At 54.8% G+C, this 14932-nt stretch carries 16 protein-coding genes and 1 pseudogene; 8 read left to right on the top strand and 9 right to left on the bottom strand.

Features of this window, described 5'->3' with window-relative positions:
• Nucleotides 1-13: 13 nt before the first annotated feature.
• The gene (locus tag RW092_RS08465) at nt 14-1126 is read right to left on the bottom strand and encodes a YheC/YheD family endospore coat-associated protein (protein ID WP_127575998.1); all 1113 of its coding nucleotides are present in this window, start codon (nt 1124-1126) and stop codon (nt 14-16) included.
• A gap of 41 nt (nt 1127-1167) precedes the next feature.
• On the bottom strand, nt 1168-2535 hold the full coding sequence (locus RW092_RS08460) for a YheC/YheD family endospore coat-associated protein (protein ID WP_127575997.1): 1368 nt from the start codon (nt 2533-2535) through the stop codon (nt 1168-1170).
• Nucleotides 2536-2776: 241 nt separating this feature from the next.
• Here RW092_RS08460 and RW092_RS08455 point away from each other — a divergent pair, with 241 nt between their 5' ends.
• The 3 genes from RW092_RS08455 (at nt 2777) to RW092_RS08445 (ending at nt 5213) form a co-directional block, all read left to right on the top strand.
• On the top strand, nt 2777-3946 hold the full coding sequence (locus RW092_RS08455; protein ID WP_316009975.1) for a DUF445 family protein: 1170 nt from the start codon (nt 2777-2779) through the stop codon (nt 3944-3946).
• Between the two features lie 488 nt (nt 3947-4434).
• Nucleotides 4435-4779 carry a YlbF/YmcA family competence regulator gene (locus RW092_RS08450; protein ID WP_016312858.1) on the top strand — a complete coding sequence of 115 codons (345 nt, stop codon included), beginning with the start codon at nt 4435-4437 and terminating at the stop codon, nt 4777-4779.
• A gap of 140 nt (nt 4780-4919) precedes the next feature.
• Nucleotides 4920-5213: a hypothetical protein gene (locus tag RW092_RS08445; RefSeq protein ID WP_016312857.1), complete on the top strand. Its 294-nt coding sequence runs from the start codon at nt 4920-4922 to the stop codon at nt 5211-5213.
• A gap of 92 nt (nt 5214-5305) precedes the next feature.
• Here the strand turns inward: RW092_RS08445 and ilvB are convergent, their stop codons facing one another.
• Nucleotides 5306-7027, bottom strand: coding sequence for a biosynthetic-type acetolactate synthase large subunit (ilvB, locus tag RW092_RS08440; RefSeq protein WP_085279274.1), 1722 nt, complete (start codon nt 7025-7027; stop codon nt 5306-5308).
• A gap of 117 nt (nt 7028-7144) precedes the next feature.
• On the opposite strand from ilvB, the pseudogene RW092_RS08435 reads away from it, so the two are divergent.
• Nucleotides 7145-7480 (top strand): annotated as a pseudogene (locus RW092_RS08435) (SPASM domain-containing protein); the annotation flags it as partial.
• 41 nt (nt 7481-7521) lie between these two features.
• Here the strand turns inward: RW092_RS08435 and RW092_RS08430 are convergent.
• Genes RW092_RS08430 through RW092_RS08420 form a run of 3 tightly spaced genes read right to left on the bottom strand, consistent with a single transcriptional unit; the run spans nt 7522 to nt 8367 of the window.
• Nucleotides 7522-7758, bottom strand: coding sequence for a DUF2249 domain-containing protein (locus RW092_RS08430; RefSeq protein WP_016312855.1), 237 nt, complete (start codon nt 7756-7758; stop codon nt 7522-7524).
• Nucleotides 7758-8117 (bottom strand): hypothetical protein, encoded by a 360-nt coding sequence (locus tag RW092_RS08425; protein WP_016312854.1) that lies wholly within the window; start codon nt 8115-8117, stop codon nt 7758-7760. The genes RW092_RS08430 and RW092_RS08425 overlap by 1 nt, the downstream gene beginning before the upstream one ends.
• Nucleotides 8118-8133: 16 nt before the next feature.
• A complete protein-coding gene (locus RW092_RS08420) occupies nt 8134-8367 on the bottom strand; it encodes a DUF2249 domain-containing protein (protein ID WP_009226733.1) in 234 nt (77 codons plus the stop codon).
• Nucleotides 8368-8600: 233 nt separating this feature from the next.
• Here RW092_RS08420 and RW092_RS08415 point away from each other — a divergent pair, with 233 nt between their 5' ends.
• Complete coding sequence (locus tag RW092_RS08415; protein ID WP_085279270.1) at nt 8601-9341, top strand: YwiC-like family protein; 741 nt, start codon at nt 8601-8603, stop codon at nt 9339-9341.
• A gap of 52 nt (nt 9342-9393) precedes the next feature.
• Nucleotides 9394-10728, top strand: a complete 1335-nt coding sequence (locus RW092_RS08410) for a DRTGG domain-containing protein (RefSeq protein WP_016312852.1) — start codon at nt 9394-9396, stop codon at nt 10726-10728.
• A 62-nt stretch (nt 10729-10790) separates the two neighbouring features.
• Here the strand turns inward: RW092_RS08410 and RW092_RS08405 are convergent, their stop codons facing one another.
• The 3 genes from RW092_RS08405 to RW092_RS08395 all read right to left on the bottom strand — a co-directional run bounded on the left by RW092_RS08405 (nt 10791) and on the right by RW092_RS08395 (nt 12037).
• Complete coding sequence (locus RW092_RS08405) at nt 10791-11090, bottom strand: YtpI family protein (protein WP_016312851.1); 300 nt, start codon at nt 11088-11090, stop codon at nt 10791-10793.
• 116 nt (nt 11091-11206) lie between these two features.
• The gene (locus RW092_RS08400) at nt 11207-11707 is read right to left on the bottom strand and encodes a sporulation membrane protein YtrI (protein ID WP_016312850.1); all 501 of its coding nucleotides are present in this window, start codon (nt 11705-11707) and stop codon (nt 11207-11209) included.
• Nucleotides 11708-12037 (bottom strand): YtrH family sporulation protein, encoded by a 330-nt coding sequence (locus RW092_RS08395; RefSeq protein WP_009226738.1) that lies wholly within the window; start codon nt 12035-12037, stop codon nt 11708-11710.
• A 111-nt stretch (nt 12038-12148) separates the two neighbouring features.
• Here RW092_RS08395 and RW092_RS08390 point away from each other — a divergent pair, with 111 nt between their 5' ends.
• Both RW092_RS08390 and RW092_RS23795 read left to right on the top strand, forming a co-directional pair.
• Nucleotides 12149-14845, top strand: a complete 2697-nt coding sequence (locus tag RW092_RS08390) for a DNA polymerase III subunit alpha (RefSeq protein WP_410055524.1) — start codon at nt 12149-12151, stop codon at nt 14843-14845.
• Nucleotides 14846-14850: 5 nt separating this feature from the next.
• A partial coding sequence (locus tag RW092_RS23795) for a hypothetical protein (protein ID WP_410055525.1) occupies nt 14851-14932 on the top strand: 82 nt, incomplete at its 3' end.

Below are 14932 nucleotides of genomic sequence, written 5' to 3'. Positions count from 1 at the left end.
CTCCTAAAAGTGATCAGGGTTTGCTCAGCAGTAAATAGCGGGCATAGCCTATCGGATTTTCCAGCGACCTTCTGGCGGTATCCGGATCGCCGATCCGAAAGAACGAGGAGCGTCCCGGTTTGGAGTTGACCTCCAGCACCCATACGCGGCCTTGGCGGTCAACGCCGAAATCCAGGCCCAGCTCTGCCAGCCTGCCGAAACGGGTTTCCAGATAGGCCGGAATCAAGAGTGACAGTTTGCGGATTGCGGCTTCAGCGGCTTTGCCCTCAGACTCTCCGAGTTCGCGGATGAGAAAAGGCAGTGCCCGATGGGCGGTACCGCCTCCATGCAAGTTGGAGGTGAGTGAATCTTTACGGCCCGCGCGGACCGCCATCCCCGTCAAGCTCCACTCGCCTTTGGCGTCTTTCTGCATGAGGACGCGGACATCAAAGGGTTCACCGTCTGAGCTGTTCAACTGTAAATAGGGCTGAATCAAGAACGGTTGTCTCCCGGTAAAGCGGTCAATCCAAACCAGCCCTGCTTGCTTGGTGGAAAAGCGACGCCGAAAGATCGTATTCCGCCCGCTGCGACCGACAACCCTGACTTCATCACGCGGCAGATGCCATTTAACGTATAGCGTCCGTTTGCCGTGCGTGCCGTTCCGCGGCTTCAGGAAGGCTTCCCCGTCATGGGCCTGCAGCCATTGGTCCAGCTGAGCCCGCCCTTGGTACAGCGCCGTTTCTGGTAAATGTTCGGCAACCTCCGGGCATTCCAGCAGAGCTTGGTATACCGCCCATTTTCCCGCAAGGCCCCGGGCCAAATAAACGAAGGGATGCTCATTCGCCAGCCGTTCGAGCAAACGGTGCTTGCGCAGCTGCTGCTTGCGGTCATGGACCAGGCAGCGATCGTAAATGATGTCCGGCCGGGGGCACCATTTGCGAATCCAGGTTCCGCGTTCGAAGGTATAGGCGGGAATGCCGGCAGCGTTCCCCGATGCGATCCAGCTCAGGCAGAAGACATACACGTGAAGCCCATGCCTTGCCCCGATGATGCATAATCTGCGGCAGAACGCAACTTCCGCGAAAGGGAGCGGTCCGCTGCTTTCGGAGACCAGGATGCCGACGTTCCCTTGTGGTGTTTTGTACATGGCTGATTCCCTCCTTCCAAGAGACCCTCCAAGGGCAACCTCTAAAAGCCGGACAAATATCGGGTATATTCGATCACTTGCTTGACCGATGGGCGGATCTTCCCTTCGCCGATCGGGGTATTGTCGTTCTTGGACGGCTTGGAGTTGACCTCCAACAGCCACACTCGCCCGCTCGTTTCCACCGCTAAATCAATCCCGAACTCCCCGAAATGAGCCGGGATTTGTGCATCGACGCTCTGGGCGATATCCAAGGCAGCCTTCTTCAGCTTTAAGGCGAGCTTGCTCTTGATTCCCGCTGGCAGCGAGCTTCGGGCAATCGCGTCCTTCACCTTGCTCAGCGAGCCGCCGCGAGCCAGATTGGACACAAAATGATGGTTCCCGGCGATCCGGGCCACGATGGACGTCGTATTCCATTTGCCGTACAGGTTCTTCTGAACCAACGCCCGAAAATCAACTGGCCGGTGATCCACCTCAATCAAGTTCAGCCCTTGCTGGATTTGGTAGCGAGTTGTTTTCATTTTGCCGGACAATGCGTTGAACAGCTTCGCAAGGCTCGGATAAACTTGGCGCCGTGCGCCTCCAACCTGAGTCGATAGGGTCTGGAAGGTCCCGCCTTCAAGCCGCGAGATCCGGATGATGCCTTTGCCCAAGCTTCCCTTGATTGGTTTCAGGAAGACGACGGGATATTTGCTGCACATCGCTTTCAACATCGCGTAGTTGCGAAACAGATGCGATTCCGGCAAATAACGCTGCACGGAGGCATCTCGGCTAAGCGCGTCGAACACTTCGGTTTTGTCGAGATATTTCTCGTTAAAAAAATGGCTCCCGTAGCGGGATTTTACTTCTTTCATAAAATGCTGTACGCTAGGTTTGTTCTCCAATTTCCGCGAATTCAGCCGGTTGTAGAATACATCTGCGGCGGGCAGTTGGGTTTGCTTCCACCCGTTGCCATAGACCCAGCCCGAGACCTGGCTTGCGCTGTTGCCGATATGATTGGGGGTAAAGAAATAAACGAATACCCCTTGGCGCGAGCAAGCGTTCACGAGCTCTCTGCAGAACAAGGTCATTTGGCCAAACGGCCGTTCCGGATTCCCGGGGAAATCCTGACTGAGCAGAACTCCTAACAGCGGACCCAGTTGAAGGGTCGAGGATTGCGGCCGATAGATGAGTCGCAGCGGCGACCGCGGTTGGATGCCCATTTTTCTGGCCAGACCCGAGCTCATGCGAACTCCATCGGATCTGGATAAGGGGATGACCTTCACGCGGTGCCGAAATGATCCGAAAGTGAGTAGAAGCGGAAGATGCGTTGGGATTTTCCATTGTTTGATCAGCATGTCTCCGAGCACGATCATGTCGTCTTCAAGAATGCCCGGACTCATGATTTGTACCGTAATTTTTTTGGAGGGCATGAATGCGGATCTCCTTCCAAGCTAAGCTAGAGTCTTGGATGCAAGTAAAGATCATCTGCGTAAAATGCATGTAATGCATCATATGAGGACATAGAATCCTTGGTGATTAACCTATGCCCGTTTTCGGCGGCATCCGGGCGAAGGAATGAAGCGTTCTACTCCTTGCCGGGCGCGGGCCGAGGACGGATATCGCGGAAGATAGTTAGGGCAGCAGCCTAAGAGAAAGAAGGAGGAAGAGAGGGTGCCCGATTGGCTTTACGTGTTGGTAAGCGTTGCAGTGGCTGCTTTTGTCGGCGGCGTAACCAACCATTTTGCAATTAAAATGTTGTTTCATCCGCGCAAACCTATACATATCGGCAAATTTCATGTTCCCTTTACGCCGGGACTAATCCCAAAACGCCGTGACGATATCGCCGCATCACTGGGGCAGGTGGTAGCTGAGTATTTGGTAACGGCCGAAGGACTGCAGGAAACGGTGTTGCGTCCGGCGTTCCGGAATAAAGCGGAGGACACGTTGCGCGGCTTCGTGGAACGCATCAGTTCCAGCGAGTTAACGCTTCGGGAAGCGGCACTCCGGGTGTGGAGCGAGGAGGAGTTCGAAGCACTGAAGTCTAAGCTTACGGCAGGGGCAAGGGCTACGGCGATGCGGAGTCTGACGCGCTTATGGGAGCAGGCGGACCTTAGCAGCCTGCCGGTGAAGCGGCTTGTTCCCGGTTGGTCCGAGGAGAACCGCAAAGCCTGGAGCGCCGCGCTGGCCAGCGCGCTATTGGGTGTCGTGGAGGAGGAACTGCTGTCGGCGAGCGGCCAGCGTATGCTGTCGAAAATGGCGGCAGGGCTGATGGACCGAGCCGGCGGATTCCTGGGCACGATGGCCGCGATCTTTGTGGATGAGGACAAGCTGGTGCAAAAAATGACCCCAGCGCTCGTTCAGACGCTGCGGGGCGAGGACGCTTTAAACAAAACCGCCCACGCGATCGAGACGCGGCTGGAGCTGTATGGCGAGAAGCCGGTGGCGGAGCTGCTGGCGCTCTTAACCGGCGAAGAGGCGCTAGGCTGGCTGAACGGCAAGCTTGAGCAGCTGCCGCTGGAGCGTTGGCTCGAGCAAGCGGAGAACCGGCCGGTTCGCTCGTTGATCGAGCCGTGGAAAGCGTCGGTGCTGGGCTTCATTCCGGTGCTGACCGAGCGAACACTGCGCCTGATTGCCAAAGGCATTCCGGCGGCGATGCAGGCCGTGGATTTGCCGGGTCTCGTCGAGGAACAGGTGTCGAGATTCCCGATCGAACGGCTGGAGGAGGTTATCCTCAGCGTCTCCGGCAAGGAGTTTCGCGCCATTACTTGGCTTGGCGTGGTACTTGGCGGGATCATCGGCTTGTTGCAGTCGTTGTTGCTGCTATTGGGCGGGGTAGGCTGATGGCTAGCGGCTGTCGGTTGTCGGTTGTCGGTGTAGGGTCTGACGGTTGTCAGTTGTCTGCTGTCGCGGGCCATGAGTCCTCGCGGTACTTCTTCTAACGCTTGTGAGGAGCGCTATTGGCGCCGAAAAGAGGGAAATGAAATTCTAACGCTTGCCACAGAGCTTATTTCTCGTAATTTGCGCTAAACAGCGATGTTTTCGGGTCGATAAGTTTTGTGATCAGCGTTAGAATTTGGATTCCTAATTTTTGAGGCAAATAAGGTTCCTGATCAGCGTTAGAGTGGGGAAAGAAAGTTAGCAAGTCAGCAAGTAAGGTAAGTTAGCAAGCAAGTTTGCAGACAAGTGAGTGACTAAGTAAGTTAGTACAAGCAAACAAGTAAGTTGCCAGCAATCCGAAGTCAAGCAATTTTCATGCACCAGCAAGCAAGGGACAAGCCCGCCTTACGCCCGCTTGGATCCCACTAAAACAAATTTGGAGGTTTAATTTAATGAACATTTACGACAAAGCACATGAACTGGCGGCAGCCTTGAAGGACAGCCAGGAGGTAGCCGAAATTACAGCAGCTATGAAGCTAGTGGAGGCCGATCCTGAAAGTAAACGGATGCTGGACGATTTCCGGATTCGACAAAATGAAGTTCAGCAGCGGATGATGACCGGAGAGATGCCGACGCAAGAGGAAATGGAGCAAATGGAGAAGCAGTTCGAGGTGCTGAGTCTGAACTTGAATATCCGTCGCCTGTTTGATGCTGAACGCCGCCTTAGTGTGATCATTCAGGACGTCAACAAGATTATTACGGACAGCCTGGCCCATCTGTATGGAGCGGGGATCTAACTTCGCGCTTAGACGACCGCATTCTTGGATTCACAAGTATCTATCATATTTCTGCAGCCCCGTTCATAGAGATAGAAGAGACAAGGAGAAGACCTAATCAACGGTTCTCGTAATCTATGAAAATAAAGGAGCTGCAGAGGATGAAAGTCGTAAAAAAACCAAGCAAATGGAAGCATGCCGTTTATCTGATTCTGGCATTAGCGATGCTCGTTTATGCCTTGCCGATGATTTCGTTTGAGCCTGGAGCCGGCTGGGTTTCGGTGTTTGGCGCAGTGTGGGCAGGGTTTGCCTTCCTCGTCATCGGGGCTCACCTCCATTTTCTTCTTGGTGTCAATGAAGAGAAGCAGCGGGAGCTGGACCGAATCCGGCGGGAGAAATACCGGGAATGGGAGCTCCAATGGGGCGCGGACGGAAAACACGGTGAACAAGCATAAGCCTGTGCCCAAAATGGACAGGGGCGGTTCTGGAAGGTTGATGATCTTCCGGAACCGTCTTTTTTTCGTCTAAGCTCGCTGAATACGCGGTACTACTTCTCGTCTTCGCCGGTCAGCATTTGATCGTTGCTGGCTCCAGGCGGGACCATCGGGTAGACGTTTTGCTCCTCCCGTACGTTAAATTCCATCAGAACGGGGCCGGGGTGCGTTAGCGCCTGCCGGATCACGGCATCGGCTTCCTCCGGCGTTTGCGCCCGCAGCCCGGGTACTCCGTAGGCGCCGGCAAACGCTACAAAATCCGGCGAAGTGAGGTGGACGGAGGAGTAGCGCCGTTCATAGAACAGCTGTTGCCATTGCCGCACCATCCCCAAATAACCATTGTTCAGGATGGCGATTTTGATCGGTAAGCCGTAATCCACGGCTGTCATCATCTCCTGCAGGTTCATTTGGAAGCTGCCGTCCCCGGTGATGCAGACAATCGGCGGAGCGGACGGACCTTCCAACGCGATGGCGGCACCGATGGCGGCGGGGAAGCCAAAGCCCATGGTTCCAAGTCCACCGGAGGTCAGGAAAGAACGGGGCCGGGAGAACTGGTAGTGATGGGCGGTCCAGATTTGATGCTGACCTACATCGGTTGCCACCACAGCATGGCCTTGGGTATGCTTGTCGATCAGCCGAATGACCTCCTGCGGATTCAGCGATCCTGGAGCCACCGACTCGTTATAATGCGGCACCTTTCGCTGCCATCCGGCCGTCTCCTCAGCCCAGCGGGTCGACTTGGGCGGGATCGCGCACGCATTTAACTTCCGCAGCAGGTCCCCGATATCTCCGCACAGCCCCAGATCAACAAGAATGTTCTTGTCCAGCTCAGCATCATCAATGTCCACATGGATCTTCCAGGCATGGGGAGCGAACGACTTAGCCTTGCCGGAAAGTCGGTCGTTGAGCCGCGTTCCTAGACATATCAGCAGATCGGCGTGATGCACCGCCCGGTTGGCGGCATACGTGCCATGCATCCCGAGCATCCCGAGATAGAGCGGATGGCGGGCAGGGAAGGCCCCGATGCCCATCAGCGTAGTCGCAACCGGAATTTGCGCGGTTTCTACAAGCTGGAACAGCGGCTCGGCCGCACCGGATGCCACGGCGCCGCCCCCGACAACGAGCACCGGGCGCTCGGAGCTTTCGATCTTGCTCGCAATCAGCCGTACGGCCTCCTCATCGATCTGGGTTGAAGGCACGTAACCGCGGATGTGGATTTCGGCAGCCGGACTCAAGTTGGTTTGAGCGGTCATGATGTTCTTGGGCAGATCGATCAGGACCGGCCCCGGTCGTCCCGTAACAGCGAGATGAAAAGCCTCTTTGATGATTCTAGGCAACTCGCGGATATCCATCACGGAATAATTATGCTTGGTCACGTCCATCGTCATGCCAAAAATATTGACCTCCTGGAAGCTGTCCCGACCGATCAGATCAGTCGACACCTGACCGGTCAGCACGACTATCGGGACCGAGTCCATGTAGGCGTTGGCGATCCCTGTGACCGCATTGGTTGCCCCTGGTCCGGAGGTGACGAGCGCAACCCCCGCCTTCCCCGTCACGCGGGCGTAGCCGTCCGCCGCGTGTACGGCTGCCTGCTCATGCCGGGTCAGAATATGCCGGATCTCTCGGCAATCGTACAGCGCATCGTAAATAGGAATCACTGCCCCGCCCGGGTATCCGAAGATCGTATCGACCTGTTCCGCAAGCAGGCAATCGATTAACAGCTCCGCTCCGCTTCGGGCGGAGGTTAACTTGGATTCTTGGATGTTTCTCATTAGGTCAGACCTCCCGGTGGAATTTTGACTATTTTATCGCGGGAGATTCGCTTGTGGAGTGATCCCAGTCATAATTCGTGGGACGCCTTGGCTGGAGAAAGCAGGGAGGCAGCGCCCAAACGTAAAGATCTGCTCGGCCGCTCGCCGAAAGGTGTAAATGACGGAGACGGGTTCGTCTTCATTAGTCACATTGGCGAGGTGTATCCAAGCGGGTTTCTGCCAGTTAGCTGCGGGAATGTCCGGAACGCTTCATTGGTGGATATTTATCGGAACTCACCGATCCTTCGGGAGCTGAGGGACAAATCCTTGCTGAAGGGAAAATGCGGCGTCTGCGAATTTAAGGAGCTGTGCGGAGGTTCAAGAGCGAGGGCTTATGCGGTTACCGGCGATTATTTGGAGAGCGATCCGTATTGCGCATATATTCCACGAGGATTTTCACAACAACAAAAATAATAAGGAGGCCGAGCGGCCTCCTTTTCTTGTTCTGCAAAAACTTAAGCTTGCATCGGTTCAAATGTCACCTTCCAATGATCTTCTGCCAGCTGCTCGCATTCATGACGGTAGCCCTTACCTTCAAGCACCTTCAGAAGCGGGACCGGCTTCATTGTGGCGTGCAGAACCAAGCTGTCGCCTTCCTGCAGCTTCCCAACGGTGTCCATGATGACGCTGAACGGCTCCTCGCCGCGGCGAAGAATCGGCCGAACGTCGAGTTCAACGATTTGGTTGGCCATTATAGATTCACCTCCAGGTCCGTCCGTTCTGCGGCAAACGCTTGGCAGAGCCGAGCTGCGCCGCTAAGTCCCTTCATGCCGCCGTACAGCGTATAGAAAAACGAATCCGGCGCATCCAGCGAGAAGGACAAATACTGCTTGGGATCGATCCCCAGCATTTTTTCGAACAAAGCGGAGGTGTCGTAGGCATAGAAACAGAAATAGGTATATTGAAACTCCGGCATTTTTTCGGCGATGGTGAGGATCTCACTGGCATAGCGTTCCAGATTGCTTTCGGCTTCCTCGATCATCCTTAGCGCATCCTCAAGCTCGACGGCGATCTGAATCGTTTTCTCATCGACAACCGTAATTGTTGCCATAGGGCATTCCCCCCGTTTAGTTTTTGCCGATTTTCACCTGGAACATCTCCGGTCCTTGCTCAATGTACTCCCAAGTAAAGCCGCCGGGATGCATGGCCTCGAACTGAAAACGGAGCGGTACCGGGTCATGGTCATTAATCAGCAGCATCGCTTCCCCCGGCTCCAGAGAATTAAAGGTTGCGAAAATGGTCTTATGCTTGAGCTGGGGCGGATATTCGGTGGCGTTGACAGTAGCTTTGAATTGACTCATGGGAAGTCCTCCTAAATGTTTAAATTTTACGATTCGCCCCCATTATAGCAACGGACCGAGGCGGGATTGTGATATCAGTCACAAGATGAGAACCCGCCAAAAATTTCTCGGCGGATTTGTCCGGAAGCTGCCATGAATCAAGTGATTTCTGTCACTTAGGTGCTGATGCCCAGCGATTATAATGTGCGTAATTTGAAGTTGACGGCTCACGATGAGAAGGAGGAACTGATAACATGCGCGTCCGTGATTACATCCCGAATCAACATGGTGCCTGGGCTATGCTGATCGTTCCGTTTCTGTTTGGCATGCTCGCCTCTACCCCCGGGGCGATCCACAGTTTGTTGTTTGTGTGCTGGCTGCTTATTTATCTGTTTATGTTTCCTTTGCTGCAATGGATTCGGATGGGAACAGCCAAGACCAAGGTCAAAGCCGACCGATACCGCAAGCCTTTGCTGTTCTATGGTGCGCTGTTGGTCCCTGCGGCGCTCGCATTAATCCTGCTTCGGCCCGAGGTGCTGAAATTGGCTCTGCTGTTCGTGCCGCTGTTTGTGGTGAATGCCATCTATGCCAAGCAAAAGCGTGAACGTGCATTATTGAACGATATTGCGGCAATTGTGCAGTTCAGCTTAATGGTGTTTATCTCGTATCAGCTTGGAGGAGGTACCGATCTTAGGCTCGCCACGGAACTGTTCCTAATCAGCACGTTGTATTTTGTAGGCACTGCTTTTTACGTGAAAACCATCATTCGCGAACGGAATAATAAGCGATTCTATGTTTACTCCGTAGTCTACCATGTTCTGCTGTTGGCCTTGGCCGTATGGCAGCTCCAACCGGCGCTGTGGATTGCCGCATTGATCCTGCTGGCCAGAGCGGCCTGGTTCCCGCGAACGGGGATTACCGCCAAGCAGTCCGGCATGCTGGAAATTGTCTATTCTGTTATCGTTCTTGCCGCCTTCTGGATGACCTACGCCTGAATGTGTATAATGAATACAGAATAGTACAGATTCGGGCAGGGGGGTATAACAGTTGGAGGGACCGGAAGAAAGCGTAACAAAGCACGAACAGCTGCTCCAACATATCGAAGGACTTAAGATTGGAACGAAAATCTCCGTGCGCAAGCTGGCCAAAGCGCTGGGGGTAAGTGAAGGCACCGCCTACCGGGCGGTGAAAGAAGCGGAAAATCTCGGGATCGTGATCACGAAGGAACGGATCGGCACCGTTCGCGTGGAGAAGAAGCCGCGCAACATCTCGGATCAGCTGACCTTTGGCGATGTGGTGGAAATCGTCGAAGGCCATGTGCTGGGCGGCGGAGAAGGACTCAACAAAACGCTGAACAAATATGTCATTGGCGCGATGAAAATCGATGCCATGGCCAGATACATCGACGCTGGCAGCCTGCTGATCATCGGGAACCGCGACAATGCCCATTCGCTTGCCTTGGAACAAGGCGCCGGGGTATTGATCACCGGTGGCTTCGGAACGAGTCGTGAAGTGAAGACGCTGGCGGACAAGCTGGCCTTACCGATCATCTCCTCGCGCCACGACACGTTTACCGTCGCATCGATGATTAACCGGGCGTTGTTCGACCGTTTGATCAAGAAGAAAATTATGCTGGTCGAAGACATCGTCAGCCGCAAGCCGCGGGTGAGTATGCTGAAGGCGACCAGCAGCATTTCTGATTTTGACCAGTTGTCATTGGAGACGGGACATCAGCATTTTCCGGTGGTGGACGAGTGGAACCGAGTTATCGGGATCGTCAGCCGCAAGAACGTCGAAGAGCTAAGCGGCGATCAGCCGATTGAGAAATGCATGACCCGCCATCCGATCACCGTTGGCCTGCAGACCTCGCTCGCTTCCGCCGCGCAAATCATGGTCTGGGAAGGGATCGACTTCTTGCCTGTCGTGGATCGCAACCGGAAGCTGGTCTCGTCGGTGACGCGCCGCGAGGTGCTGCAAGCGATGCGGGACGTACGAAATCAGCCGCAGCTGGGCGAAACGTTTGAGCACTTAATGTGGAACGGGTTTGCCGAGGAACGGGACGAAGAGGGGAAATTGTTCTTCCGCGGAATGATTACACCACAGATGGCCACCGATTTGGGGACGATCTCGCATGGGGTCTTGACTTCGCTGATGACGCAAGCCGGACTTCGTGCGGCCAAAGACGCCAGTGGCGGCGACTTTGTGGTCGATAACCTGACGACCTATTTCGTTCGCCCGGTACAAATTGAAAACCCGGTGGTCATCACCCCTGTGTTATTGGAGATGAGCCGCCGGGCTTGCAAACTGGAGATTATATTAACCTATCAGGATTCGCTGGTCTCGAAGGCGGTCATGACGCTGCAGTCCATTGACCATGCCTGAGCAGGAGAAGCGAAGGATCCTGCAGTACAAAGAGGGATAGCCTGACGGCTTGGGCCGCAAGGTTATCCCTCTTTGCGTCGGGCATATAAGCCATGGTTACGGATGCCGGCGAAAATGTTAAACGCCCCCAGCACCATAAACACAGCGCCGATGACAACCCGCAGCGTCGAACCGCTAAACAGGAACATTTGAATGAGGGCCAGGACGATCAACATCAAACCCATGCAGATGTTCATTTTGGCAGCCGCCATTCCCCGCGTCTTCGGATCAAGCGAACGCCGGGACTTAAAGCTGAAGAAGACCGAGCCTACACAGCTGATGATCAAAATCACGTAAAGAATGGTTTGGATCGTTTGGATCATAAGAGGTCCGTACTCCTTTAATCAATAGAGTGGATACGTGCTTGGACAGCAACACACGTCGATTCCTGCAAAACTTGCTGTCTCAAGTGAAATCTCTCTTATTTTAGCATGATTTACTAGAGACGAATATAGGGCCGCATGTCCACCCAAACCTGAAGTACCCCGTCACTCACCAGCATCGTCTTGATTTGAATGGTGTATTCCTTGTCACGAACAACATAGATTTTCCGGTTCAACAGCGTGCGGGCCATTTTGGCATCCGAGTCGATGTCAAAAATATTCCGCCCCCGCAACACCTCCAGCTCGTTATGAAGCTGCTCGGTGACCTCCTTTACTGCCAGCGAATCGAGCGGCGGATCACGTTCCTCCACACGCACCTTGATCTCTTTGATGACCGTGGAACGGTTGTTGTATTTTTTGAGCGTCCGAATATCCTCTTCGGCTTGATGCAGCTGGATCGTCAGGTCTTTGTTCTGGATCCACAGCAAATTGTAGCTGGTCTGATAAATGACGTTATATACGATACTGCCGGTAACCATGCCAAGAATAAACACGGCGGTGAGTTGCATAAACCTGCGAAAGCCCGTAAGCTTCGGTTGTTTCGCGTCGTCCTTCATTCATCCCCGTCCTCCCCCGCACATCCAGCGCACCAATTCCGAACCCATATGCGCCCCAAGAAAGGCGAACAACAGGTACAAGATCTGCTTGATGGCCGGAGACAGGTTCCCGTCAAAAAAATTGCTTTCAATGACCCGCATCGGGTCGATGGTTCCGCCAACTGCGGCCGCCAGCGCCCATATTTTAATGCGGTCGGCAATGTCCAGCATCGTCTGCGTCGGAGGCTGCAGGGATACGACTGCGCCAATGCCGCCAACCATGGCGCCTCCCACCACAATTCCGAAGGCGATAAAGAAATCCATGACCGCTTTGGTCAAAAACGTGCTCATGCGCGCTTGCCCCTTTCCGAGGTTTGTCCGGTCTTTCTACCATTCTATGGGCGGGCAATGCCTATGTATGATAAAATATTAGAGATAAATCGATGGAAAGGAAGGGATCGCATGGACAGCTTTGTTCATTTGCACGTACATAGCGAATACAGCTTGCTGGACGGAGCAGCCCGGCTTGAGGATCTCGTCGCCAAGGCGGCGGCATCCGGCATGAAGGCGCTGGCGCTGACGGATCATGGGGTCATGTACGGCGCGGTTCCTTTTTATAAATTGTGTAAAAAACACGGCATCAAGCCGATTATCGGCTGTGAGGTCTATTTTACGGCAGGCTCGCGCAAGGAACGGGGGAGCCGGCAGGATCAGCCGATCCATCACTTGATTTTGCTGGCTAAGAATGAAACCGGCTACCGCAATCTGATGAAGCTGTGCTCGATCGGTCATCTCGAAGGCTTCCACTATAAGCCGCGAATCGACTGGGATGCGCTGCAGCGGCATCGCGAGGGCCTGGTCTGCCTCAGCGCTTGCTTGGGCGGGGAAGTTCCGTTCCATCTGCTGCGCGGTCATTATGAGGAAGCGAAGAAAGCGGCGCTGCGTTATCAGGCGGCGTTTGGCGAGGATTTCTACCTGGAGCTTCAGGATCACGGCATCCCGGAGCAGAAGAAGGTGAATCCGCTTCTAGTCCAACTGGCGGGAGAAATCGGTGCCGAGCTGGTTGTCACCAATGACGCCCATTATCTAAGCAAAGAAGACGCCGAGGTTCAGGACGTACTCATTTGTGTAGGTACAGGGAAAACGGTGGATGACGAGGACCGGCTCAAAATGCACACCAATCAGCTCTATCTGAAAACCGCGGAGGAAATGGCTCAGTTGTTCCCTCACTTGCCGGAGGCGTATGCCAATACCGCGAAAATTGCCGATTGCTGTGAGCTGGAGTTGGAGTTCGACCGACATATTTTGCCGGCATATCGACCGATTCCGGAAGGGCATACCGCAGGCAGTTACTTGGCAGAGCTATGTCAACAAGGATTGGTGGACCGCTATGGCGAGCTGGATGTTTGGCGTAACCCGGCGGAGCGGGAGAAGCTGGAGCAACGGTTGCGGTACGAGCTGGAGATCATCGCCAGCATGGGGTTCTCGGATTATTTTCTGATCGTGTGGGACTTCATCGCCTTCGCTCACCGGAACGGGATCGCCACTGGTCCGGGACGGGGCTCGTCAGCGGGCAGCTTGGTAGCCTACGTGCTGCGGATTACCGATGTGGATCCGATCAAATATAATCTGCTGTTTGAACGGTTTTTGAACCCGGAACGGGTGACGATGCCGGATATCGATATCGACTTCAGCGATGAGCGGCGGGATGAAGTCATTGCCTATGTGGTTGACAAATATGGGGCAGAGCATGTCGCGCAAATTATCACGTTTGGTACGATGGCGGCGCGCGCGGCGGTCCGCGATGTAGGGCGGGCGTTGAATGTGCCATTTGGCGAAGTAGACAAAGTCGCGAAGCTGATTCCCGGACATCTGGGCATGACGATCGAACGCGCGTTAAAGGAAAGCCCGGATCTCAAAGCGATGTATGACGGGTCTGAGCGGGTGAAGCGACTGCTAGACATGGCGATGAAAGTCGAAGGCATGCCGCGGCACGCCTCGACCCACGCGGCCGGGGTGGTCATCTCCCGCGATCCGTTAACCGATGCCGTTCCGCTGCAGGAAGGCAGCGAGCATACGGCGTTAACGCAATATTCGATGGAAAACCTGGAAGCGATCGGTCTGCTGAAAATGGACTTCCTCGGCCTTCGCACCTTATCCATCATCGAGCGCTGCATGAACTGGATTAAGGAGCAGTCGGGGGATGCCCCTGATTTCCGGCTGGTTCCGGACAACGATCCGACCACGTACGAGATGCTGGGGCGCGGGGAGACGACCGGCGTATTCCAGCTGGAGTCTACGGGCATGCGCCGGGTGCTGAAAGAGATGAAGCCGTCGGTGTTCGAGGATATCATCTCTCTGCTGGCATTGTATCGCCCGGGGCCGATGGAGTTTATTCCGAAGTACATCGCTGGCAAGCACGGGCAAATCTCCGTGGAATATCCGCATCCGGATTTGGAGCCGATTTTGAAAGATACGTATGGCATCATCGTCTACCAGGAGCAGATCATGCAGATCGCTTCTCGCATGGCCGGCTTCTCACTGGGTGAAGCGGACCTGCTGCGCCGTGCCGTCTCTAAGAAGAAGCGCGAGGTGCTCGACGAGCAGCGCGGGCATTTCGTCAGCGGCAGCGTACAGCAGGGCTATACCGAGGACGAAGCGAACGTCGTTTATGACATGATCGTTCGGTTCGCCGATTACGGTTTTGCGCGGGCGCATGCGGCAGCCTATGGCGTGCTGGCGTTCCAAACGGCGTACCTGAAGGCGCATTATCCGGTGCAGTTTATGGCGTCGATGCTGACTGCGGTTACCGGCAGCCACCGCAAGGTGGCGGAGTACATCGTAGAATGTCGGCGAATGGGGATCGTCGTGCTGCCGCCGGACGTGAACGAGAGCAACGTGCTGTTTACCCCGCAGGTTGGGGTTGGTTCTGCGGAAGCGGTCCTTTCGAGCGATGCGAAGGACGGCCATACTGGATCTGGACAGGAGGCGCCGGCCCTTGGGGTTATCCGCTTTGGCCTTGCTGCAATCAAAAATGTCGGCACGCAGGCAATTGAGAGTATTTTGCGCGAGCGGAAGGAGCGTCCTTTCGACAGCTTGCTCGATTTTTGCCGGCGGGTAGATTTGCGGACGTGCAATAAGCGGGTGATAGAGTGCTGAAAGAGATGAAGCCGTCGGTGTTCGAGGATATGATCTCTCTGCTGGCATTGTATCGCCCGGGGCCGATGGAGTTTATTCCGAAGTACA

The organism is Paenibacillus sp. 3LSP, from assembly GCF_032465655.1.
GTDB classification, from domain to species: Bacteria; Bacillota; Bacilli; order Paenibacillales; family Paenibacillaceae; genus Fontibacillus; species Fontibacillus barengoltzii.
Note: the sequence above shows the minus strand (reverse complement) of the source record. Positions and strands in the feature narration are given on the sequence as shown.